At 73.2% G+C, this 23,274-nt stretch carries 21 protein-coding genes; 18 read left to right on the top strand and 3 right to left on the bottom strand.

The genetic code is table 11. The annotated features are described in order from the left end of the window. Positions 1-5 precede the first annotated feature (5 nt). Positions 6-527, top strand: coding sequence for a gamma carbonic anhydrase family protein (locus tag ACOJVX_RS04740; RefSeq protein WP_103055672.1), 522 nt, complete (start codon positions 6-8; stop codon positions 525-527). Positions 528-602: 75 nt separating this feature from the next. Then, positions 603-1,280, top strand: coding sequence for a uracil-DNA glycosylase (locus tag ACOJVX_RS04745; protein ID WP_081715181.1), 678 nt, complete (start codon positions 603-605; stop codon positions 1,278-1,280). An 85-nt stretch (positions 1,281-1,365) separates the two neighbouring features. Here ACOJVX_RS04745 and ACOJVX_RS04750 read toward each other — a convergent pair whose 3' ends face one another. Further along, positions 1,366-2,118, bottom strand: a complete 753-nt coding sequence (locus tag ACOJVX_RS04750) for an SDR family NAD(P)-dependent oxidoreductase (protein ID WP_026417119.1) — start codon at positions 2,116-2,118, stop codon at positions 1,366-1,368. A gap of 213 nt (positions 2,119-2,331) precedes the next feature. Next, positions 2,332-2,523: a 50S ribosomal protein L28 gene (rpmB, locus tag ACOJVX_RS04755; protein ID WP_016698642.1), complete on the bottom strand. Its 192-nt coding sequence runs from the start codon at positions 2,521-2,523 to the stop codon at positions 2,332-2,334. A gap of 301 nt (positions 2,524-2,824) precedes the next feature. Here rpmB and ACOJVX_RS04760 point away from each other — a divergent pair, with 301 nt between their 5' ends. The 5 genes from ACOJVX_RS04760 (at position 2,825) to coaD (ending at position 11,864) form a co-directional block, all read left to right on the top strand. After that, complete coding sequence (locus ACOJVX_RS04760; RefSeq protein ID WP_026417118.1) at positions 2,825-4,489, top strand: DAK2 domain-containing protein; 1,665 nt, start codon at positions 2,825-2,827, stop codon at positions 4,487-4,489. A gap of 187 nt (positions 4,490-4,676) precedes the next feature. Beyond that, positions 4,677-6,926, top strand: coding sequence for an ATP-dependent DNA helicase RecG (gene recG / locus ACOJVX_RS04765; protein WP_026417117.1), 2,250 nt, complete (start codon positions 4,677-4,679; stop codon positions 6,924-6,926). A gap of 294 nt (positions 6,927-7,220) precedes the next feature. Beyond that, positions 7,221-10,598 (top strand): pyruvate carboxylase, encoded by a 3,378-nt coding sequence (locus ACOJVX_RS04770; RefSeq protein WP_422647284.1) that lies wholly within the window; start codon positions 7,221-7,223, stop codon positions 10,596-10,598. A 78-nt stretch (positions 10,599-10,676) separates the two neighbouring features. Continuing rightward, positions 10,677-11,237, top strand: a complete 561-nt coding sequence (gene rsmD / locus ACOJVX_RS04775) for a 16S rRNA (guanine(966)-N(2))-methyltransferase RsmD (RefSeq protein ID WP_030103989.1) — start codon at positions 10,677-10,679, stop codon at positions 11,235-11,237. A gap of 132 nt (positions 11,238-11,369) precedes the next feature. After that, positions 11,370-11,864, top strand: coding sequence for a pantetheine-phosphate adenylyltransferase (gene coaD, locus ACOJVX_RS04780; protein WP_026417114.1), 495 nt, complete (start codon positions 11,370-11,372; stop codon positions 11,862-11,864). 175 nt (positions 11,865-12,039) lie between these two features. Here coaD and ACOJVX_RS04785 read toward each other — a convergent pair whose 3' ends face one another. Beyond that, on the bottom strand, positions 12,040-12,525 hold the full coding sequence (locus ACOJVX_RS04785) for a GNAT family N-acetyltransferase (protein ID WP_051313412.1): 486 nt from the start codon (positions 12,523-12,525) through the stop codon (positions 12,040-12,042). A 174-nt stretch (positions 12,526-12,699) separates the two neighbouring features. Here ACOJVX_RS04785 and ACOJVX_RS04790 point away from each other — a divergent pair, with 174 nt between their 5' ends. From ACOJVX_RS04790 to ACOJVX_RS04840, 11 genes are all read left to right on the top strand, one after another. Continuing rightward, positions 12,700-13,455 (top strand): DivIVA domain-containing protein, encoded by a 756-nt coding sequence (locus tag ACOJVX_RS04790; protein WP_026417112.1) that lies wholly within the window; start codon positions 12,700-12,702, stop codon positions 13,453-13,455. A gap of 180 nt (positions 13,456-13,635) precedes the next feature. Further along, positions 13,636-14,235, top strand: a complete 600-nt coding sequence (locus ACOJVX_RS04795; protein WP_035273127.1) for a YceD family protein — start codon at positions 13,636-13,638, stop codon at positions 14,233-14,235. A gap of 2 nt (positions 14,236-14,237) precedes the next feature. After that, complete coding sequence (gene rpmF, locus ACOJVX_RS04800) at positions 14,238-14,420, top strand: 50S ribosomal protein L32 (protein WP_016698863.1); 183 nt, start codon at positions 14,238-14,240, stop codon at positions 14,418-14,420. A gap of 24 nt (positions 14,421-14,444) precedes the next feature. Beyond that, entirely contained in the window at positions 14,445-15,209 is a 765-nt protein-coding gene (gene rnc / locus ACOJVX_RS04805; RefSeq protein WP_422647285.1) for a ribonuclease III, read from the top strand. A 47-nt stretch (positions 15,210-15,256) separates the two neighbouring features. After that, positions 15,257-16,177: a bifunctional DNA-formamidopyrimidine glycosylase/DNA-(apurinic or apyrimidinic site) lyase gene (gene mutM / locus ACOJVX_RS04810; protein ID WP_103055668.1), complete on the top strand. Its 921-nt coding sequence runs from the start codon at positions 15,257-15,259 to the stop codon at positions 16,175-16,177. A 274-nt stretch (positions 16,178-16,451) separates the two neighbouring features. Continuing rightward, positions 16,452-16,772: a PadR family transcriptional regulator gene (locus tag ACOJVX_RS04815; RefSeq protein WP_026417108.1), complete on the top strand. Its 321-nt coding sequence runs from the start codon at positions 16,452-16,454 to the stop codon at positions 16,770-16,772. Positions 16,773-16,774: 2 nt separating this feature from the next. After that, the gene (locus ACOJVX_RS04820) at positions 16,775-18,424 is read left to right on the top strand and encodes an HAAS signaling domain-containing protein (RefSeq protein WP_422647286.1); all 1,650 of its coding nucleotides are present in this window, start codon (positions 16,775-16,777) and stop codon (positions 18,422-18,424) included. A 302-nt stretch (positions 18,425-18,726) separates the two neighbouring features. Continuing rightward, the gene (gene kdpF, locus ACOJVX_RS04825) at positions 18,727-18,837 is read left to right on the top strand and encodes a K(+)-transporting ATPase subunit F (protein ID WP_026417106.1); all 111 of its coding nucleotides are present in this window, start codon (positions 18,727-18,729) and stop codon (positions 18,835-18,837) included. Next, the gene (kdpA, locus tag ACOJVX_RS04830) at positions 18,834-20,495 is read left to right on the top strand and encodes a potassium-transporting ATPase subunit KdpA (RefSeq protein ID WP_026417105.1); all 1,662 of its coding nucleotides are present in this window, start codon (positions 18,834-18,836) and stop codon (positions 20,493-20,495) included. Before kdpF ends, kdpA begins: the two co-directional genes overlap by 4 nt. Beyond that, positions 20,492-22,585: a potassium-transporting ATPase subunit KdpB gene (gene kdpB, locus ACOJVX_RS04835; protein ID WP_026417104.1), complete on the top strand. Its 2,094-nt coding sequence runs from the start codon at positions 20,492-20,494 to the stop codon at positions 22,583-22,585. Before kdpA ends, kdpB begins: the two co-directional genes overlap by 4 nt. 5 nt (positions 22,586-22,590) lie before the next feature. Beyond that, on the top strand, positions 22,591-23,259 hold the full coding sequence (locus ACOJVX_RS04840) for a potassium-transporting ATPase subunit C (RefSeq protein ID WP_026417103.1): 669 nt from the start codon (positions 22,591-22,593) through the stop codon (positions 23,257-23,259). Positions 23,260-23,274: the final 15 nt, after the last annotated feature.

The raw sequence follows: 23,274 nt of genomic DNA on the forward strand, positions 1-23,274 counted from the left end.
ACCGGATGACCGTGTACGCCCTGGACGACGCCGTGCCCGAGATCCACCCCACCGCCTTCGTCCACCCCGACGCGACCGTGATCGGACAGGTCCGGCTCGGCGCGCAGACCTCCGTGTGGCCGGGCGCCGTCCTGCGCGGCGACTACGGCCGGATCGAGATCGGAGACCGCAGCAACGTGCAGGACGGCACGGTGGTGCACTGCACCGAGGAACACCCGGCGCTGGTCGGGCAGGACTGCGTTCTCGGGCACAACGCCCACATCGAGGGCGCCGTGGTCGAGGAGGGTGCCCTCGTGGCCTCCGGCGCGGTGGTGCTCAACGGCTCCCAGGTCGGAGCCGGTGCCGTGGTGGGAGCGGGCGCCGTCCTGCCCTTCGGCATGGTCGTGCCGCCTCGGGCGATGGTGCTCGGCGTGCCCGCCAAGATCTGCCCGGAGCGCGAGGTTCCCCCCGGGGCGTGGCGGCACGTCGTGGAGAAGTACGTCCGCAACGCCGCCCGCTACCGGAAGGGCCTTCGACGCCTCGACTGACCGACGCCCCCGCTCCGGCGGCGGGCACCCGGGCGGTGCGCGGAGCCGTCGGCCCTGATCGCTAGAGTCCCGGCCGTGGTTGGACGTCCGTTGAACGAGGTTGTCGAAGCCGGGTGGAGCGCCGCTCTCGAACCCGTCGCCGAGCAGATCGCCCGAATGGGGAACTTCCTGCGCGAGGAGGTCGCCGCCGGACGGGGCTACTTCCCGCCGGGGCCGAACGTGCTGCGCGCCTTCCAGCAGCCCTTCGACGAGGTGCGGGTGCTCATCGTCGGCCAGGACCCCTACCCGCGTCCCGGCCACGCCGTGGGCCTCAGCTTCTCGGTCGCGGAGGACACCCGCCCCCTCCCCCCGAGCCTGAACAACATCTTCAAGGAGTACGTCTCGGACCTCGGCCACCCCAAGCCGTCCCACGGAGACCTGACCCCGTGGACGCAGCAGGGCGTCCTGCTGTTGAACCGGGTGCTCACCGTGGAGGCGGGCCGGATCGGTTCCCACCGAGGCAAGGGCTGGGAGCAGGTGACCGAGCAGGCGATCCGCGCCCTGGCCGCGCGGGGTGGCCCACTGGTCGCCGTGCTGTGGGGGCGCGACGCCCGCAGCCTCGCGCCGCTGCTCGGCGACGTGCCCTGCGTGGAGTCGCCGCACCCCAGCCCGAACTCCGCCCACTACGGCTTCTTCGGATCCCGTCCCTTCAGCCGGGTCAACGCGCTGTTGGAGCAGCAGGGGGCGCAGCCGGTGGACTGGAAGCTGCCCTGACCGGGCGTTCCCGGCGCGGTCCGAGACCGGGTGCGCGGGACGGCGGTGCGGCCCGCCGGCCGGGGTCCTCGCCGGCTGCCGGCGCTCAGCGGGCGGTGTAACCGCCGTCGACGGGCAGGGTCACGCCCGTGATGAACCGGGCCTCCTCCGAGGCGAGGAACGCGACCGCCGCCGCGACGTCGGCCGGCTCCGGCGCACCCGGGAGCGGGTTCATCCCCGTCAGCTGGGCCCGCATCGCCGCCGGGTCCTCCGCGTTCTCGATGAAGTTCTCCACCAGGGCCGTGAGCACCATCGTCGGCGCGACCGCGTTCACCCGGATGTGCCGGTCCGCGTACTCGATCGCCGTCGCCCTGGTGAGGCCCACCAACCCGGCCTTGGCGACCGTGTACGCGGGGATGTTCGGGAACGCCGTCAGCCCGGCGGTCGAGGCCATGTTCACCACCGAGCCACCGCCGGAGCGCAGCAGGGCGTCCAGCCCGTACCGCAGGGTGTGGAACGCCCCGTCCGCGTTGATCGCCATCACCCGGCGCCAGTTCTCCAGCGGGTGTTCGTGCGTGATGCGTTGTTCCCCGTCGATGCCGGCGTTGTTGACGACCACGTCCACCCGCAACTCCTCGGCGAGTACGTGCTCGAACCCCTGCCGCACCGACTCCGGGTCGGACACGTCCACCCGGACGGCGGTCGCGTCACCCACGCTCCGCGCGGCCTCCCTGGCCGCGTCCAGCGCGATGTCGGCGATGACGACCCGGGCGCCCTCCGCGCCGAACCGGCTGGCGATGGCGAGTCCGAGGCCCGAGGCCCCGCCCGTGACGAACACGACCCTGTTCTCGAACCGCATGGCCTGCCCTCCGACCGGTCGGGACCGCTGCCCACCTGTGTAACAGCGAAGCGACGACGGCGCAGGGCCGGAGCCGGGGACCTGGGACCGCCTGGCCTGGGCGGGCGCTGGAGGCGGAGCGCGCCGGCCCCCACCCACCCCCGGACGCGCGGGAGCCCGGAACTCCGACGTTGGCACGTCCGAGTTCCGGGCTCCCGTCGAGCACTCGGCCTGTCAGCCGCGAACGACCTTGCCTGCCTTCAGGCAGCCGGTGCACACGTTCAGGCGCTGGCGCTGGGAGACGCCCACCTTCGCGTGCACGGTCTGGATGTTCGGGTTCCACCGACGGTTGGTACGGCGGTGCGAGTGCGAGACCGACTTGCCGAAGCCCGGCCCCTTGCCACAGACGTCGCAGACGGCAGCCACGTCAGACACTCCTTACGTTGGGTACGCGCGCTCCCGGCGGTCGTGCCGCCGGAGGCGATATGAGAACCCGGGCCGGGCCGGGCAACCACAACAGGTTAACCGCTGTCCGCGAGCGGCTCCAAACCGGGACCCCGCCGCACCAGGGCCGGGTGGCCAGCACCGAAGCTGGGGCACCCCGGGGAAACGCCCGCCGGCCGGGCGGGGGCGCGGAGGTGAGGAGCCGGCGAGGATGGTGTAAGACCGAGCCCAGTTTCCCGGTCCCCGCGACGGGCCGGGACGGTGGAAGCGGAGGAGCTCCTCGGTGCGGAACCTGGACGTGCTGTTACTCCGGAGGTGGGCGGAGGACTGTGTCGCCGCGTTGGAGCTCCACCGGGAGCGGATCGACGGCATCAACGTGTTCCCCGTCCCGGACGCCGACACCGGCACCAACCTGCTGAACACGATGCGCGCCGCCTCGGAGCGGGTCGCCCCTCTGCCCGGCGGGGCCACCCTCGGCGAGGTGGCGTCCGCCCTGGCCACCGGCGCGTTGCTCGGCGCGCGGGGCAACTCCGGCGTCATCCTGTCCCAGATGCTGCGAGGGCTCGCCGAGGCGGTTCGGGACCTCGACCTGGTCGACGCGCCTCGGATGGCGCACGCCCTGGCCGGCGTGGAGCGGGTCGCGAGGACAGCCGTGACCGAACCCGCTCCTGGCACGATGCTCACCGTGCTGGCCGGGTGCGTCGAGGCCGTGGAGACCTCCTCGGGGAACACCCTGCTCGACGTGCTCGCGGCGGCGGTGGCGGGAGCGGAACGGGCGCTGCTGGCGACCCCCGGGCAGCAGGACGCGCTCGCCGCCACCGGAGTGGTGGACGCCGGTGGCTGCGGTGTCCTGGTGATCCTCGACGCCCTGTTGGCGCTGGTCGAGGACCGGCCACCGAGCGCGGACGGCGCCAGGCGGGACGCGTTGTCCCGCGTTCCGCTGCGCACCGGCTCCGGCGACTCCACGACCCGAGGGGCCGCTCCCGACGCGGACGAGCTCGGGGATGACTACGACCACGAGGTGATGTACCTGCTGGCGGACTCCGACGAGGACCGCGTGGCCGAGCTGCGCGTGGCGCTCACCGCGATCGGGGACTGCGTGTCGGTGGCCGGGGACGGCGCGGGCCACTGGGCGGTGCACGTGCACTGCGCGGACGTCGGGGCCGCCGTCGAGCGTGGCATCGAGCTGGGTCGACCACACCGGGTGCGGGTCCGTCGTCTGGTGACGGCCTCCGGGGCGGCGGCCGCCGGGGCCGGCGCGCCGACGTCGACGTCCGGCGTCACCGAGGGCAGGGCGGTGGTCGCGGTCGTGGCCGGTGAGGGGCTGGCTGAGCTCTTCCGGGCGGAGGGGGCTGTCGTGGTGCCGGGGAACAGCGCGGGGCCCGAGCTGGACGCCGCACTGGATGACGCGCTGCTCGAGGCGGGCGCCCGGCACGTCGTGCTGCTGCCCAACGGCCGGGGGTTGACGGCAACCGTGGAGCAGGCGGCCGGCCGGGCCTGGGAACGGGGCCGGGAGGTGGTGGTCGTACCCACCGCCTCCCCGGTGCAGGGCCTCGCGGCGCTCGCGGTCCACGACCCCGGTCGACGTCCCGCCGATGACGCGGTCAGCATGGCCGAGGCCGCCGCCGCGACCAGGAGGGGAGAACTCATGGTGGCCAGGCGCGCCGCCCTGACCTGGGTCGGTCGCTGCGAACCGGGAGACGTGCTGGGATTGGTGGACGGCGAGGTCGTGCTCATCGCCGACGACGTCCCCTCCGCCGCCGCCCGGCTGCTGGACCGCATGTTGACCAACGGAGCGGAGATCGTGACCGCCCTGACCGGACAGGACGCGCCCCCCACGCTGCTCGGTTCGATCACCGGGCGGCTGCGGGCGGACCACCCGGAGGTGGAGTTGACCGGGTACGACGTGCGGGTCCCGGACGCGATCCTCCTGGTGGGTGTCGAATGACCCCGGCCCGCCCGACCACCACCGGCTCGGCCTCCGGTGCCGGCGCCTTCGGGCGTCCCCGGGCAGCACGGGCCCCCAGCGCCCGCCGGCCGCCGGGACGGCGTTCCGCCGCGGTCGCCGGCGCTGGTCGGACGCGGCGGCGACCACCGGGCACCTCGTCACGGTGGTGTCGGCGGGAGGTGGGACAGTGACCTCGATGGACGCCCCGCTGGAGCCCCTGCTCGGGGCCAAGACCGCCAAGGCCCTGGAGACGGCGCTGGGGATCGGCACCGTCGGTGACCTGCTCTACCACTTCCCTCGGCGGTACGCCGAGCGCGGCGAGCTGACGCGCATCGCCGGGCTGGAGACCGACGAGCACGCCACCGTCCTGGCCCAGGTCGACCGGGTCAACAGGCGCACCATGCGCTCGCGGCGCGGGACGATCCTCGAGGTCAGGATCACCGACGGGCAACGCACCCTGAACTGCACCTTCTTCAACCAGGCCTGGCGCGAACGCGAGCTGCTCCCGGGCCGGCGCGGGCTCTTCGCGGGGAAGGTCACCAGCTATCGGGGGGCGCTCCAACTCGCCAACCCCGAGTACCAGCTGATCGGGGTTCCCGAGGCCGGGGGAGCCGACGGCGACGAACAGGCGGCGGCCGAGGAGTTCGCCGCCGCGCTGATCCCCGTCTACCCGGCGGCCCAGGGGCTCCCCTCCTGGTCCATCGCCCGCTGCGTCCGCCAGGTGCTGGACGTGTGGGAGGGGAGCGAGGACGCGTTGCCCGCCGACCTCCGCCGCCGGCACCACCTGCTGGGCTTCGAGGAGGCCATCCGGCGCATCCACCGGCCCGCCGACCACCGGGAGCTGGCGGTCGCCAGGAAGCGGCTCAAGTGGGACGAGGCCCTGGCCGTCCAGCTCGCGCTGGTGGGACGTCGGCACCTCGTCGAGGAGCGGCCCGCCCCGCCGTGCCCCCCGGTCGGCGACGGCCTGCTGGCCGCCTTCGACGAGCGGCTCCCGTTCACGCTGACGGCGGGGCAGCGGGAGGTGGGTGGCGCGGTCGCCCAGGACCTCGCCGCCCGGCACCCCATGAACCGGCTGATCCAGGGCGAGGTGGGGTCGGGCAAGACGGTGGTGGCCCTGCGGGCGATGCTCCAGGCGGTGGACGCCGGTCGGCAGGCGGCGCTGCTGGCCCCGACCGAGGTGCTCGCCGCCCAACACGCCAGGTCGCTGGCGGAACTGCTCGGAGACCTGGCGTCCGAGGGCGAGCTGGGCGCCCCTGAGCACGCCACCCGGCTCACCCTGCTCACCGGTTCCCTGCCCGCCGCGAAGCGCAGGCAGGCCCTCCTGGACGCGGTGTCCGGCGCCGCCGGCATCGTCGTCGGGACCCACGCCCTCATCCAGGACCGCGTGCGGTTCGCCGACCTCGGCTTGCTGGTGGTCGACGAGCAGCACCGGTTCGGGGTGGAACAGCGTGACGCGCTGCGCAGCAGGGACGACAGCGGGACCAGCCCGCACCTGCTGGTGATGACCGCCACCCCGATCCCCCGGACGGTCGCGATGACCGTGTACGGCGACCTGGAGGTGTCCGCGTTGCGGGAACTCCCCAGCGGGCGCTCCCCGATCAGCACCTCGGTCGTGCCGGTGGCGGAGAAACCGTCCTGGCTGGACCGGGCGTGGCAGCGGGTGCGGGAGGAGGTCGCCGCCGGCCACCAGGTCTACGTCGTCTGCCCCCGCATCGGCGAGGACGGAGCGGCGGGAACGGCGGGACAGGGCGGCAGACGCGGCGGGGACGCCGAGGAGGACCTCGACGAGCTCGCCCCGCCGGACGAGGGCGGAGGCGCGCGGCGACCACCGGTCGCCGTGCTCGACGTCGCCCCCCGCCTCGCGGAGGGGCCGTTGCTGGGCCTGCGGATCGGGGTCCTGCACGGCAGGTTGCCCGCCGAGGAGAAGGACACCGCGATGCGGGCCTTCGCCGCCGGCGAGCTCGACGTGCTGGTGGCGACGACGGTCGTGGAGGTGGGCGTCAACGTCCCGAACGCCACGGTCATGGTCATCCTCGACGCCGACCGCTTCGGCGTCAGCCAGCTGCACCAGCTGCGGGGCCGCGTCGGCCGAGGCTCGGCGCCGGGACTGTGCCTGCTGGTCAGCGAGGCACCGTCCGGCACCTCGACCATGCAGCGACTGGACGCGGTCGCCTCCACCACCGACGGGTTCGAACTCGCCCGCCTGGACCTGGAACTGCGTCGGGAGGGCGACATCCTCGGCGTCTCCCAGTCCGGCCGCCGTTCGACCCTGCGGTTGCTGTCCCTGATCTCGGACGAGGACCTCATCGCCGAGGCGCGGGGCGAGGCGGAACGGCTGGTGGGGGAGGACCCGCACCTCACCCACCACCCCGGGCTGGCCCGGCTGGTCGCGGCGATGGTCGACGACGAACGGGCCGAGTACCTCCAGAAGACCTGAGCTCGCCGCATCCCGACCTCGGGTGGGCGACCGCCCCACCACCCCGGGCGACGAGCCCGCCAGACCGGGCGGGACGCCGCCCGCCGACCGGGGCCCTGACCAGGGCGTCACGGGAGGTGGGACCAGCACGGTCCCCGACCACGCGCCTCCGCCGCCACCCGGTTCCCCCGACGCGCCGGTGGCCGGGGGCGCACCACTCCGGCCGCGTCTGGCCACTGGAACGGCACTCCCGAAAAGTAGGACGAAGCGGGTAACGTCCCTGCTCGCGACACTGGCCCATCGGAGGGAGCGCGCATGTTTCGGAAGGTCCTCGTCGCCAACCGCGGGGAGATCGCGATCCGGGCATTCCGAGCCGGCTACGAGCTCGGAGCGAAGACGGTGGCCGTCTTCCCGCACGAGGACCGCAACTCCCTGCACCGGTTGAAAGCCGACGAAGCCTACGAGATCGGCGAGCCCGGCCATCCGGTGCGCGCCTACCTGTCGGTGCCGGAGATCGTGCAGGCCGCGCGCCGGGCGGGCGCCGACGCCGTCTACCCCGGCTACGGGTTCCTCTCGGAGAACCCGGAACTCGCGCGGGCCTGCGCCGAGGCGGGGATCACCTTCGTCGGCCCCACCCAGCAGGTGCTGGAGCTGACGGGGAACAAGGCGAGGGCGGTCGCGGCGGCCCGCGCCGCCGGCCTGCCGGTGCTCGCGTCGTCGGAGCCCTCCTCGCGCACCGAGGACCTCCTCCGCGCGGCGGAGGACATGACGTTCCCGGTGTTCGTCAAGGCGGTGGCGGGCGGTGGCGGGCGGGGTATGCGCCGGGTGGAACGGCCGGAGGCGCTGCGCGACGCGCTGGAGGCCGCCATGCGGGAGGCCGAGTCCGCCTTCGGTGATCCCACCGTCTTCCTGGAGCGGGCGGTGGTCAACCCGAGGCACATCGAGGTCCAGATCCTCGCCGACGCCACCGGTGAGGTCATGCACCTGTTCGAGCGGGACTGCTCGGTGCAGCGACGGCACCAGAAGGTCATCGAGATCGCGCCGGCCCCGAACCTCGACCCGGCGCTGCGGGAGCGCATCTGCGCCGACGCGGTCGCCTTCGCCAGGCAGATCGGCTACGTCAACGCCGGCACGGTGGAGTTCCTGCTCGACGAACGCGGCGAGCACGTGTTCATCGAGATGAACCCGAGGATCCAGGTCGAGCACACCGTGACCGAGGAGGTCACCGACGTCGACCTCGTCCAGTCCCAGCTCCGGATCGCCTCCGGCGAGACCCTGGCGGACCTGGGGCTCAGCCAGGAGACGGTCAGCCTGCGCGGCGCGGCCCTGCAGTGCCGGATCACGACGGAGGACCCGACCAACGGTTTCCGCCCCGACACCGGCCTGATCAGCGCCTACCGTTCGCCCGGTGGGTCGGGCATCCGCCTCGACGGGGGAACGACCTTCGCCGGCACCAACATCAGCGCCCACTTCGACTCGATGCTGGTGAAGCTCTCCTGCCGGGGACGCGACTTCCCCACGGCCGTCTCCCGGGCCCGCCGGGCCGTCGCCGAGTTCCGGATCAGGGGCGTCGCGACCAACATCCCGTTCCTCCAGGCCGTCCTCGACGACCCGGACTTCCGGGCGGGCCGGGTCACCACCTCCTTCATCGAGGAACGCCCCCACCTGCTGACCGCCCGCCACTCGGCGGACCGGGGCACCAGGCTGTTGACCTACCTCGCCGACGTCACCGTGAACCGTCCGCACGGGGAGCGGCCGTCCCTGTTGGACCCCGCGCACAAGCTGCCCGAGACCGACCTCTCCGAACCGGCCCCGCCGGGTTCCCGGCAGCGGCTGGCCGAGTTGGGGCCGGTCGGGTTCGCCCGGTGGCTGCGGTCCTCCGACGCGGTCGCGGTCACCGACACGACCTTCCGGGACGCGCACCAGTCGCTGCTGGCCACCCGGGTCCGGACCCGGGACCTGGTCGCCGTCGCTCCCCACGTGGCCAGGATGACCCCGCGGCTGCTCTCCCTGGAGGCCTGGGGCGGAGCCACCTACGACGTGGCCCTGCGGTTCCTCTCCGAGGACCCCTGGGAGCGGCTGGCCGCGCTGCGGGAGGCCGTGCCCAACGTCTGCCTCCAGATGCTGCTGCGGGGACGGAACACCGTGGGGTACACGCCGTACCCGACGGACGTGACCAACGCCTTCGTCCGGGAGGCCGCCGCCACCGGCATCGACATCTTCCGGGTGTTCGACGCGCTCAACGACGTGGGCCAGATGCGGCCGGCGATCGACGCGGTGCGGGAGACCGGTTCCGCCGTGGCCGAGGTCGCACTCTGCTACACCGGTGACCTCTCGGACCCGGGTGAGCGCCTCTACACGCTGGACTACTACCTCCGGCTCGCCGAGCAGATCGTGGCGGCGGGGGCGCACGTCCTGGCGGTCAAGGACATGGCGGGGCTGTTGCGCCCACCGGCGGCGGCGACCCTGGTCTCGGCGCTGCGACGCGAGTTCGACCTGCCGGTGCACCTGCACACCCACGACACCCCGGGCGGGCAGCTCGCCACCCTGCTGGCGGCCGTCCACGCCGGGGTCGACGCGGTGGACGGGGCCGCGGCCTCGATGGCTGGCACGACCTCCCAACCCCCGTTGTCCGCCATCGTCGCCGCGACAGACCACACCGAGCGGTCGACCGGCCTCGACCTGCGGGCGGTCTGCGACCTCGAGCCCTACTGGGAGGCAGTGCGCCGCGTCTACCAGCCGTTCGAGTCGGGGCTCCCGTCCCCGACCGGGCGGGTGTACCGGCACGAGATCCCGGGTGGGCAGCTGTCGAACCTGCGGCAACAGGCCATCGCCCTCGGGCTCGGCGACCGGTTCGAGGAGATCGAGGCCACCTACGCGGCCGCCGACCGGATCCTGGGCCACCTGGTCAAGGTCACCCCCTCCTCCAAGGTCGTCGGGGACCTCGCCCTGCACCTGGTGGGGGCGGGTGTCGACCCGGCCGAGTTCGAGGCCGACCCGCAGCGGTTCGACATCCCGGACTCGGTCGTCGGGTTCCTGCGCGGAGAGCTGGGCGATCCGCCCGGCGGGTGGCCGGAGCCCTTCCGGACCAAGGCGCTGGCGGGCCGCGCCGAGCCCCGCCCGGTGGTGGATCTCACCGAGGAGGACCGGGCCGGGTTGGGCTCGGACCCGAGGACGACGTTGAACCGGCTGCTGTTCCCCGGGCCGGTGAAGGAGTTCGCCCAGCACCGCGAGGCGTTCGGTGACACCAGCGTCCTGCGGACCAAGGACTTCCTGTACGGCCTGCGCCCGGGCGAGGAGTACTCGGTCGACCTGGAACGCGGTGTCCGGCTGTTCATCCACCTGGAGGCGATCGGCGAGGCCGACGAGCGCGGCATGCGGACCGTGATGGCCACCCTCAACGGGCAGCTGCGGCCCATCCAGGTCCGGGACCGGTCCATCGCCTCGGACGTGCCCGCCGCGGAGAAGGCGGACCGGGGGAACCCCGGTCACGTCGCGGCGCCGTTCTCCGGGGTCGTGACGGTCTCGGTCGTCGAGGGCGACACCGTCGAGGCCGGTCAGACCGTCGCGACCATCGAGGCGATGAAGATGGAGGCTGGCATCACCGCCCCGAAGGGCGGAACGGTCCGTCGGCTCGCCATCGGCGGGGTGCAGCAGGTCGAAGGGGGCGACCTGCTGATCGAGCTGTCGTGACCGGCGGCGGGGCCGGACCCGGCGCACCCGGGCCGGCCCCGGCCGGGAGCGGCGAGCCCGGCCGGCGATGATGGGCCGGTGACCAGGATCGTCGCCGGAACAGTCGGAGGTAGGCGGATCGCGGTTCCGCCCAGGGGGACCCGACCCACCTCGGAACGGGTGCGGGAGGCGCTCTTCAGCGCGCTCGCCGCTCGGATGGAACTGGAGGGAGCCCGGGTCCTCGACCTCTACGCGGGCAGTGGAGCGCTGGGGCTCGAGGCGTTGTCCCGGGGCGCCGAGCACGTGACCTTCGTGGAGGCCAACCGGCGCGCGGCGGACGTGCTCCGGCGGAACGTCGCCGACCTCGGGTTGCGGGCGAGGTCGGAGGTGGTGCTGGGCACCGTGCCGGCGGCCTTGGCCGGTCCACCTGCCGAGGGCTACGACCTGGTCCTGGCCGACCCGCCCTACGACCTCCCGCCCGGCGACCTGAACGCGACCCTGGCCGCGCTCGCGGCCGGCGGCTGGCTGGTCCCAGAGGGGCTGCTCGTCATCGAGCGCGCGGCGCGTTCGCCCGAACCGGAGTGGCCGGCCGACCACCGCGCCCTCCGCGCCGCGAAGTACGGCGACACGGTGCTGTACTGGGCCGAACGGGACGGCTGAGGGCGCCGAGGGGGTCGGGGCGCCCCCGCGTCGCCCGGCGGCCCGGGCGGCCCGTCCTCGGCGGAGGTGATGCCGATCACCCTGCGGTCGGGAACCGGGGTTTCCCCGGTTCCTGCTGCTAGCGTCCGGCCCATGAGACGTGCCGTCTGCCCAGGCTCGTACGACCCGGTGACCAACGGCCACCTGGACATCGTGGAACGGGCCGCCGGGCTGTTCGACGAGGTCCATGTCGCGGTCCTCTACAACACGAGCAAGCACCGCCTGTTCAGCGTCGAGGAGCGGATGGAGATGCTCCGCGAGGAGACCGCGCGCTGGCCGAACGTCAGGATCGACTCCTGGCCCGGCCTGCTGGTCGACTACTGCAAGGAGCACGACATCAAGGCCATCGTGAAGGGACTGCGCGCGGTCAGCGACTTCGACTACGAGCTCCAGATGGCTCAGATGAACCAGCGGCTCTCCGGGGTCGACACCCTGTTCATGCCGACGAACCCCCTCTACAGCTTCCTGGCCAGCTCGCTGGTCAAGGAGGTCGCCGCCTACGGCGGGGACGTCTCCCCGCTGGTGCCGCCGAAGGTGGACCGCCGGCTGCGGGCACGGTTCGCCGAGCGGGCGGCGCAGCGCGACTGACCACCGGTGCGCCGTGCGGGGCGACGCCGAGGCGCTGCCCCCGGAACGGCGCCGCCCCACCGCGACGGCGGTCGTGGGCGACACCGCCCACCGGGAGGTGCCGGCGACGGTCCCGACGCGGCGACGACCAGGTGCCGCCCCGGCGAGCGGTCGTTCCTGGCACCCGGACCTCGGGTCAGATCAGGGGGAGCTTCAGCCCGTGGTGGCTGGCCTGGAAACCCAGCCGTTCGTAGAAGCGCAGCGCGTCCACCCGCCGGACATCCGTGGTGAGCTGGGCCAGGACGGCCCCCCGCTGCCGCGCCTGGTCGAGAGCCCATTCCAGCAGCGCCCTGCCCAACCCGCCGCCCCGCTGGTCCTCCCGCACGCGCACCGCCTCGATCTGCGCTCGCGTCGCCGCTCGCCGCGACAGCCCGCTGATGAGGGTGAGCTGGAGGGTGCCGACCACCTCGCCCCCGAGGTCGGCGACCACCAGGAGCTGCCTGGGGTCGGCGTCGATGTCCTCGAACGCGGCTCGGTAGACCGGGTCCCCCGGCGCCTCCCTCCCCGCGCCGAGTTCGTCGTCGGCCAGGAGGCCGATGATCGCCGGCAGGTCCTCGCTCCTGGCTCGGCGGAACACCGGCGGTGACGTGGCCGGGGTCCGGGCCGGTGATGACGACGACATGGCGTCCTCCTGCTCCTCATCGACGACGGGGTGCTCCGAACTCGCCTGACTGCTCCGTTCGGGGGGTAGGACGGTATCGGACACGCGCATTCCCACCACATCCCTGACATCCGCGTCCTGTCAGGGCAGACTGGACGCTGGATCACAGACTGGGTCGCTGGGGAGAAGACAGACGTGTACCGGGTGTTCGAGTCGCTCGACGAGTTGGTGACGATCGTCGAGGACGCTCGCGGTGTCCCCATGACCTCGGGATGTGTCGTCCCCCGTGGCGATGTCCTGGAGCTGCTCGACGAGGTCAGGGATGCCCTGCCGAACGAGCTCGACGACGCGCAGGACGTCCTCGACCACCGTGACCAGATCGTCAACGAGGCCACCCAGGGCGCCCAGCAGTCGGTGGAGACCGCCAGGGCCGAGGCCGAGCAGACCCTCGCCGAGGCTCGCGCCGAGGCCGACCGCCTCGTCACCGAGGCCCGGATGCGGGCGGAACGGATGCTCGCCGAGGCCCACTCCGAGTCGGACATGGTCGTCAAGGCCGGCAACCACGAGTACGAGGAGTACGTGGCCAGGGCCCGCTCGGAGGCCGACCGGATGATCCAGGCCGGCCGGGCCGCCTATGAGCAGGCGGTGTCCGAGGGGCAGGCCGAGCAGTCCCGGCTGGTCTCCCAGACCGAGGTCGTGCACGCGGCGCACGTGGAGTCGACGCAGATCGTGGACCGCGCCAACACCGAGGCGGAACGCCTGCGGTCGGAGTGCGACGCCTACGTCGACGCCAAGCTCGCCGACTTCGAGGAACTCCTCAACCGGACCCTGCGGACGGTGGGCAAGGGGCGCCAGCAGCTGCGGGCTCCCTCGCGCACCAGCTTCGACTACGGGGACTGGGACCGGGGGCCCTCCGACTGGGAGCAGAACACGCCCACGGTCTCGAACTGAGCACCCCCGCCGCTCCTCGGCGCGCCCCCACGGGAGCCCGGTCCGCTCGTCTGCGGGCCCGACGGCCCCGGCCACCAGGTCGTTCGCCCGCGCCGGGACCTGGCCCTGGCACCCTCGGCGGCGGTACGCTGGACGGTCGGCAACCGACCCGACCCGACTACGTGCATGATGGCAACCACTATGTCGCAGAAACCCGTATCCCGTTCCTCCTCCGGTGGCGGCGCGCTGCCGACCGGGCCCTGGGTGATCGACACCCGTGATGTCGGTCGACGCCCTGGCATGAGCCGGCGCTACCACCGCTCCATCCCCGCGCCGGACAGCTTCTCGCTCGACATGATCGGGGTTCCGAGGGGCGAGGAGATCACCCTCGACGTGCGCGTCGACTCCGTGATGGAGGGCGTCCTCGTCGCGGGGACGGCGAGCGCGCCGCTGACCGGTGAGTGCTCGCGGTGCCTGGAGCCCATCGAGGACTCGGTCGAGGTGGAGATCACCGAACTGTTCGCCTACCCGGACAGCGCCACCGAACAGAGCACGGACCCCGACGAGGTCTCGCGGATGGTGGACGAACTCGTCGACCTGGAACCCGTCGTCCGGGACGCGCTGCTGCTTTCGCTACCATCCTCTCCGCTGTGCGCGGAGACCTGCCAGGGTCTGTGCGTGGAATGCGGTCGGAGATGGGCCGAACTCGAGCCCGGCCACCGCCATGAGACGATTGACCCTCGCTGGGCCGCTCTGCTGGAGCGGACCAGCGGCCAAGAAGACAAACCAGAGGAGAACTAGCCGTGGCCGTCCCGAAGCGCAAGATGTCGCGGTCCAACACGCGCTCCCGTCGCGCCCAGTGGAAGACCACCGCGCCGACCCTGGTCGCCTGCTCCAACCGCACCTGCCGCCAGCCGAAGCTGCCGCATGTCGTCTGCCCCGAGTGCGGCACCTACGACGGCCGTCAGGTCGCTCGTCCGGCCTGACCGCTGTCAGCCGACGAGTAGTTCGTGGGGGGAAAGGCAGACAGGGGCCGGTCGGTGGACCCAGCCCTGCTGTTGAACGCGCTCGGCGTCGAGCTCGACGCCGAGCTGTTGATGCTGGCTCTGACGCACCGGTCGTACGCCTACGAGAACGGGGGGCTGCCGCCGAACGAGCGGCTGGAGTTCCTGGGCGACGCGGTGCTCGGGTTGGTGATCACCGATCACCTCTACCGCAGGCATCCGGAGCTGCCCGAGGGGCAGCTCGCGAAGCTGCGCGCGAGCGTGGTCAACATGCAGGCCCTGGCCAGCGTGGCCCGGCAGCTGGGCGAGGGTGGGCTGGGTGCCCACCTGTTGCTCGGCCGGGGTGAGGAGCTGACCGGCGGGCGCGACAAGGCGAGCATCCTGGCCGACGGCCTGGAGGCGGTGCTGGGCGCGGTGTACCTGCAACACGGCATCGAGATCGCCAGGCAGACCGTGCACCGCATGTTCGACCAGCTCCTCGAGGAGGCGCCGCTGCGTGGCGCCGGCCTGGACTGGAAGACCAGCCTTCAGGAGCTGACCGCCGCCGCGGGTCTCGGGGTGCCCGAGTACCGCGTCGAGGAGGAAGGTCCGGACCACCGCAAGGAGTTCACGGCCACTGTTCTGGTGGCTGGGAAACCCTCCGGCAGTGGTGTGGGCCGCACGAAGAAGGAAGCCGAGCAGCGCTCGGCCGAGGCCGCGTGGCGGCTGCTCTCGGACCAGCTGCGCGGCGAGGACGAGGGCGCCGGCGCCGAGCCGACCGAAGGGGACTGACCCGCTGGTCCGGCGGGGTCGCCGCCCAGGACCGGGAGACGTGTCGCGTGCCAGAGCTGCCCGAGGTGGAGGTCGTCCGGCGGGGTGTCGCCGAGCACGCGGTCGGCCGCCGGGTGTCCGAGGTCGAGGTGCTGCACCCCAGGGCGGTCCGCCGGCACCTGCCGGGGCCAGCGGACTTCGAGGGGCGGCTCACCGGGGCCGTGCTGGCCGCCGCGAGGCGGCGTGGCAAGTACCTGTGGCTGGAACTGGACGAGGCCGACTCCGTGACCGGGTCGGAGCTCGCGGGTACCGCCGTCCGGGCCGACGCGACCACGGCCATGCTGGTCCACCTCGGGATGAGCGGGCAGCTGTTGGTCAAGGACGGGGCCGCCCCGGACGAGAAGCACCTGCGTGTCCGGTTCCGTTTCGCCGATGGCGGGCCGGAACTGCGTTTCGTCGACCAGCGGACCTTCGGCGGTCTCTTCCTCGCCGAGACGGTGGCCGTGGACGGCGAGTCGCTCCCGGTGCCGTTGTCCCACATCGGGCGTGACCCGATGGACCCCCGTTTCGACCTGGACGCCGCCGTGTCGGCGATCCAACGGCGTCGTACCGGGATCAAACGCGCCCTGCTCGACCAGACGCTGGTGTCGGGTGTGGGCAACATCTACGCGGACGAGGCGCTGTGGCGGGCCGGGCTGCACTGGGCGTACCCGACCTCGGTGCTGTCCGCCGCCGACTGCCGTCGGGTGTTGGACGAGGCGGCGCGGGTGATGCGGGCGGCGCTCGCCGCCGGCGGAACCTCCTTCGACGCGCTGTACGTCAACGTCAACGGTCAGTCCGGCTACTTCGACCGGACCTTGGCGGTGTACGGGCAGGAGGACCGCCCCTGCCGCCGGTGTGGGGCCGCCGTCCGCCGCGACCCGTTCATGAACCGCTCCTCCTTCTCCTGCCCGGCCTGCCAACCGGTGCCGGCCGACGCCCACTTCTGACGCGGGTCCCCAGCGAAGTTGCCGGCCTTGCGCTCTCCGGTGTCGCGCGGCGCCCGTGGTTCACCGTGCCTCGCTCGCCCCCGCGTGGACGGGGCCCCGGCTGTGACCGCGCGGTTCCCGAGGTGAGCTGAGCGCGGCCCAGCTCGGCGCTCCCTTCCCTGCCCCGCACTCCGTCGTGCTCGCGTCCCTCGTGGTGGCGCGGGAACCCGTCCGTCGATTCTCCGGCCCGAACTACTGCGCGGTGCGTGGTAGTGTCCGGAGCGGAGGTGCGGTCGTGGATACGAGTCAGCTGCTACGGGGTGTCCTTGACCTCGCGGTGCTCGCGGTGCTCCGCGAGGAGGACGGCTATGGCTACGAGGTCCTGCGTCGTCTGCGGACGGCCGGATTGACCGAGCTGGGGGACGCCTCGGTCTACGGGACGTTGCGCCGGCTCTACCAGGCCGGTCTGTTGACCTCGTACGTCGTGCCCAGCGACGAGGGGCCGCATCGGAAGTACTACAGCCTGAACACCGCCGGGCGGGCCCGGCTGAAGGAGTCGGGCGACACCTGGCGGCGGTTCGCCGGGATCATGGCGCGACTGGTCGAGGAGGAATGAGCGTGCCAGCGAGGACACAGCTACCGGCCGCGGCGGTCGACTACCGGGATCGGGTCGCGGCCGGATTGCGCGGCTTGGGGGAGCCCGAACGCGAGGAGGTCCTGGAGGACGTCGAGCTCAACCTGGCCGAGGTCGTGGCGGAACTGGGCCCGGACGTGGACGCCGAGCGCCTGGAGTCCCGGATGGGGCCACCCGAGCGCTACGCGCGGGAGTTGCTCGCCGCCGGCGGGTACTCCGCCGCCGGCCAGGACGCCCCACGGCGGAGGCTGCCGGTGTCCGCTGGGCTCGCGCTGGTGACCTGCGGGATCGCCGCGACCGTGCTGGTCCTGTTCCTCACCGATGTCCTCTCCATCCACGACATCCCCTTCTTCCTCGACAGGTACACCCTCCGCCAGTGGACCGCCATCTTCCTCGTCGTGGTCCTGCTGGCGGGGCTGGGGATCGCGGCCGGTCGCCTCGTCGTCGCGTACCGTGCCCGCGCGGCGGCCAGGGGGCCGGACGAGTCGCGGCGGGGGCCGTCCCCGGCGTCGCTCGCCCTGTTGTCCGGAGCCCTCGCCACCCTGGTGTTCGTCGGTGCCGGGGTCGCGGGACCGACCGAACCGGAACTGATGGGCGTCCTGACCGCGGTGGGCGCCCTGCTGGGGGCGCTCCCGGTTCGCTGGCTGGCCAGGCAGGAACCCGAGGTGCCCTCGGCCCGTGACACCCCCGCCGCCCGGCGGGGAGCGCTCCTGCTCGCCGCCGCGGCCTCCTCCTCCTCCTCCTTCTCCCCCGTGGCCGCCTTCGCCGTGAGGCTGCAGCCGGGGTGGTGGCTGATCCGTGCGGTGCTCCTGGGCTGGGCGGGAGCGGTACTGACCGGGTCCGGTGTGCTCGGCGTCCTGGTCGCGACCGCGCTGCTGTTGCCGCTCTCGGTCGTGCTGGGCGAACGGTCGAAGCGCGACCGGCGGCTGTGCTGGGTGGCGGCTCCGCTGAACGGGCTGGCGGTCGGGCTGTTCTGCGGCCTGCTGGCCGTGGCGGTGAACCCGTCGCCGAGCACGCCGATCCAGCACGCCAGCCACCAGCAGAGCGCCGGGTGGGTTCTCCCGGAGTCGGGCAACATCCTGCCCTTCGACCGGAACGGTGAGCTGCTCGACGAGGTGTACCTGTTCGACGGGAGCGGGAACCCGATCGAGCTCGCCAGGGAGTACTGCACCAGGTACGGGTGGTCGGAGCGGTCATGGGACAACCTCTTCCCCCGTCCCGAGGTGGAGATCCTGCTCCACGGGGAGTGCGTGGAACGGCCCGTCGACCGGCCCGCCGCCATCATCCCCGACGTGCCCCACGCGCCCGCGAACTCCGAGGTGAGCGGGGCCGACGACGACCGGGAGGAACAGGGCGCCGGGGCGACCGGCGGGCCGGGGGCGTCGGAGGACGCTCCCTCCGCCGACGAGGACGGGGACGAACCGGTGGGAACCAGCGACGAGGGGACCGCGGTGGACGGCGACCCCGAGGACGGCCCCCTGGCCACCGACGACCCGGCCGAGGAGGACGGGGGGTCGGGGAGTGGTGCGCGGCCCGAGGACGACGAGGGCTCCGGGCGAGACGCACGACCCGAGGACGACCGCCGGTCGCCGTCCTCCGGGGAGCCCGGGACGGGGGACGTCGAGGCGCCCTGACCTCCGGCGGGTGGTCCGTTCGGTCCCCTTCTCCCGGCTGACGCCAGGCGCACCGCGAGCGGGCCCCCGAGGGACGTGCCGGTGGACGCTCGCCTGTCCGTCCACCGGGACCAGTGACATCGTCACCAGGATCCCCACCCGCCCGTTGGGGTGACTCGCGCTGCGGACTCCCTCCTCCACCCCCTCCATAGAGGGGACGGGGCGGAGAAGGGAGTCCGGGCGATGGGGGACGTGGCCTACCTCCTGATCCTCGGAGCGGTGCAGGTGGCGTTGTTCGCCGCCCTCCGGGGGTTGGACCGGCTGTGAGCGGGATCGCAGCCGGGACCCCGGCCAACGTCGTGGGTGGGCTGCTCGCGCTGGCGCTCATCGCCTACCTGGTCCGGGTGCTCCTGCGACCAGACCGCTTCCGATGAACCCCGCGACCGCCGGTCTGCTCCAGATCGCGCTGCTGCTGGTGGCGTTGGCGCTGTCCTACCGGCCCCTCGGCTCCTACCTGGCCCGGGTGTACGACAGCCCGGTGCACAACCGGGCGGAGCGGGTCGTGTACCGGATCTGCGGTGTCGACCCCGAGGCCCAGCAGCGGTGGACCGGGTACGCAACCGGGGTGCTGTGCCTGTTCGGCGTCTCGGCATTCCTCCTCTACGCCCTCCAGCGGGCGCAGGGCGTCCTGCCTGGAGGGCAGGGACGTCCGGCGGTACCACCCGACACGGCCTTCACCACGGCGATCGGCTACGCCACCAACACCGACTGGCAGTCCCAGCCTCCCGAGGTCACCACCGGGAACACCCTGCTGCTCGCGGGGCTGACGGTGCAGAACTTCCTGTCCGCCGCCGTCGGGGTGGCTGTCGCCGTGGCCCTCGTTCGCGGGTTGGCGCGGGAACGTACCGACCGGATCGGCAACGTCTGGGTCGACGTCACCCGGGGCGTCGTGCGGGTCTTCCTCCCTCTGGCGTTCCTCGGGGCGGTCGTGCTCCTGGTCGGCGGCGTCGTGATGAGCTTCGCCGGGCCGGTGGTGGTGACCGCGCTGGACGGCGCCCAACACAGGGTGCCACTGGCACCCGTGGCGGCGATCGAGTCGGTCAAGCTGCTCGGCAGCAACGGGGGCGGCCTCTACGGAGCCAACTCGGCCCACCCTTTCGAGAACCCTTCGGCGTTGACCAACCTCGTGCAGGTCTACCTCATGCTGCTCGTCCCGGTCGCGCTGCTGCGCACCTTCGGCGTGATGGTCGGGGACCACCGGCAGAGCCGGCCGCTGGTGTCCGTGGTGGCGGTCGTGGCCGCCGCGGTGCTCTGCCTGGTCTGGGCGGTCGAGTCCCGCGTACCGCGGGGCGCCGCCCAGGTGGCCGGGGCCGCTCTGGAGGGGAGGGAGAGCCGTTTCGGCGTCTTCGGGAGCGCCCTGTTCGCGGTCGCGGCCACCGGGACCTCCACCGGGGCCGAGAACGCGGCGCACAACACCTTCGGCGGCCTGGCCGTCGCCGGGCTGCTGGTGAACATGGTGCTCGGCGAGATCGCGCCGGGTGGCGTCGGCAACGGCCTCCACGCGCTGCTCGTGGTGGCCCTGCTCGCGGTGTTCCTCGCCAGCCTGATGGTCGGGCGCACGCCCGAGTACCTGGGGAAGAAGATCGGCAGGGTGGAGCTGAGCGCGGTCTCGGTCGCCGTCCTGACCATGCCACTGCTGGTCCTCACCGGCACCGCCGCCGCCCTCGCGCTCCCCACCACGCGGGACGCCCTCGCGGAGGACGGGCCGGCGGGTGTCACCGCCGTCCTCTACACCTACGCCTCGGCCGCCAACAACAACGGCGGCGCCTTCGGCGGTCTGGACGTCGGGGGCGGCTACGTCCAGGTGACGGTCGGACTCGTCATGGCGTTCGGCCGGTTCCTGCCCGCACTGGCCGTGCTCCGCCTCGCCGGCGCCTTCGCGGAACAGGGCCGGAGCCCGGTCACCGCTGGAACCCTTCCCACCACGGGCCCGCTCTTCGGGGCACTCCTCGCCGGAGTCGCGGTCCTCGTCGCGGCGCTCACCTTCCTGCCGGCGCTCGCGCTCGGCCCGCTGGCCGGGGCGCTGGGATGAACACCGACGTGCGCCCGCACACCCCGCCGGGTACCGCCATCACCGCCGGTCAGGTCCTCGGAGCGGTCCCCGACGCGGTGCGGCGGCTCGACCCCAGGTCGGCGGTGCGTCGCCCGGTGATGTTCGTGGTCTGGGTGGCCTCGGTGCTGGTCACGGTCCTCGTCGCACTCGCCCCCAACGTCTTCGGGGTGCTCGTCACCGCCTGGCTGTGGCTCACGGTGTTTTTCGCCAACCTCGCCGAGGCGGTCGCCGAGCGTCGGGGTCGTGCCCAGGCGGATGCGATGCGGCGTTCCCGCACCGAGACCGTCGCCCGGCGGGTCTCCCCGGACGTGGAGGAAGTCCCGCCCGCCGGTTCCGGTGATCGCGTTCCCGCCGGGGACCTGGTCCCGGGCGACCTGGTCGTCGTGGGCCCCGGCGAGGTCGTCCCCGGTGACGGCGAGATCCTCAGCGGTCTGGCCTCAGTGGACGAATCGGCCATCACCGGCGAGTCCACCCCGGTGGTGCGGGAGGCGGGTGGCGACCGGTCCTCGGTCACCGGCGGCACCACCGTGCTCTCCGACAGCCTGCTGGTACGTATCACGGCGGCTCCCGGCCAGTCCGTGGTGGACCGGATGATTCGCCTGGTCGAGGGAGCCCGCCGCCAACCAACCCCGAACGAGGTGGCGATCACCGTCCTGCTGGCCACCCTGTCCGTGCTGCTGGTGGCCGCGGTCACCGCGCTCCAGCCGATCGCGGCCTACTCGGGTGCCCGCCAGCCGGTGCTCGTCCTGGTCGCCCTCGCGGTGTGCCTGCTCCCCACCACGGTGGGAGCGCTGCTGCCCGCCGTCGGGATCGCCGGGATGAACCGGCTCGTGCGGCGGAACGTGCTGGCGACCTCGGGGAGGGCGGTGGAGGCCGCCGGCGATGTGGCGACGCTGCTGCTCGACAAGACCGGAACCATCACCTTCGGCAACCGCATGGCTACCGAACTGGTCCCGGTCGACGGCGTCGGGGTGGAGCGGCTCGCGGCCGCGGCTCGTCTCGCGAGCCTCGCCGACCCCACCCCCGAGGGGCGCAGCGTCGTGGAGCTGTGCGCCCGGGAGCACGGGTTGAGCGCGGACACCACCTCCGACGAGCGGGCGGCCGTCCGGGTGCCCTTCACCGCCAGGACCAGGATGAGCGGCCTCGACCTGCCCTCCGGTGCGGTGGACCAACCGGTCCTCATCCGCAAGGGCGCCGCCGCCGAGGTCGTCCAGTGGGTGCGGGACCGCGGCGGGCACCCGCCGGCCGGCCTCCCGGGGATCGTGGACGCCGTGGCCAGGCAGGGGGGCACGCCCCTGGTGTGCGCACGAGCCGAGGGGGGACACGCCGAGATCCTCGGAGTCGTGCGGCTCGCGGACGTCGTCAAACCGCACATGCCGGCGCGGTTCGCCGAACTGCGGCGCATGGGGGTTCGCACCGTGATGATCACCGGGGACAACCCGGTCACGGCGGCGGCCATCGCCGAGCAGGCCGGCGTGGACGACCACCTCGCCGAAGCCACCCCGGAGGACAAGATGCGGTTGATCCGGGAGGAGCGGCGTGGCGGACGGCTGGTGGCGATGGCCGGCGACGGCACCAACGACGCACCGGCACTGGCCGCCGCCGATGTGGGGCTGGCGATGAACAGCGGCACCACCGCCGCGAAGGAGGCCGGGAACCTCGTCGACCTCGACTCCGACCCCAGCAAGCTGATCGCCGTGATCGGCGTGGGCAAGCAGCTGCTGATCACCCGGGGGGCGTTGACGACCTTCAGCATCGCCAACGACCTCGCCAAGTACTTCGCGATCCTCCCCGCCATGTTCACCGCCGTGCACCCCGGGCTGGGGGCGCTCAACGTCATGGGGTTGGCCTCCGCGAACTCGGCCGTGCTGTCGGCTGTCGTCTTCAACGCCCTCGTGATCGTCGCTCTCATCCCCCTGGCCCTGCACGGCGTGCGGTACCGGCCGCTCGGTGCCGCCACCCTCCTGCGCAGGAACCTGCTCCTGTTCGGCGTGGGCGGGTTGGTCGCTCCCTTCCTCGGCATCTGGGCGCTCGACCTGGCCGTCAGGCACCTCCCAGGGCTGGGGTGAACACCGTGCCCGCCTGGCTACCGCGTCCGGCAGTGGCGGCCCTGCGGCTGCTGCTCGTGCTCACCGCGCTGACCGGCCTGTGCTACCCGGCGGCGGTGTGGGCGGTCAGCCGCTTGCCTCCGCTGCGCGCCGCCGCGGAGGGCTCCCCCACCGTGACCGACGACGGGACGGTGGTGGGTTCCGCGCTGCTCGGGGTCGACCCGGTCGACCCGCTCGCAGCCGAACCGACCGCCGACCGGTACTTCCACACGCGGCCCGCCGGCAACGCCGCCACGCCCCTGGGCCCAGGAGGACCCGACGGCTCGGGGGCGACGCCCTACTCGATCACCGCGCCGGAACTCGTCTCGCTCGTCGAGGAACGCCGCCGACTCGTCGCGGACCGCGAGGGGGTCCCCGTCGAGGAGGTGCCCGCCGACGCCGTGACGGCCTCCGCCTCGGGGCTCGACCCCCACGTCTCGCCCGAGTACGCCACCCTCCAGGTCCCCCGGGTCGCCAGGACGAACGGGCTACCCGAAGCCCGAGTCCACGAGCTGGTGGCCCAGCACACCCGGGGCCGCCGGCTGGGCTTCCTCGGGGAGCCGACGGTGAACGTCCCGCTGTTGAACCTGGCCGTCCAGCTGGCCGCGGACCAGGGCGGACGACGGGGCGGCCACGACGAGGTCGGGGGCCGCTGACCAGCGGCGAACACC

Origin of the sequence: Actinoalloteichus caeruleus, from assembly GCF_049311605.1 — a bacterium.
GTDB classification, from domain to species: Bacteria; Actinomycetota; Actinomycetes; order Mycobacteriales; family Pseudonocardiaceae; genus Actinoalloteichus_B; species Actinoalloteichus_B caeruleus.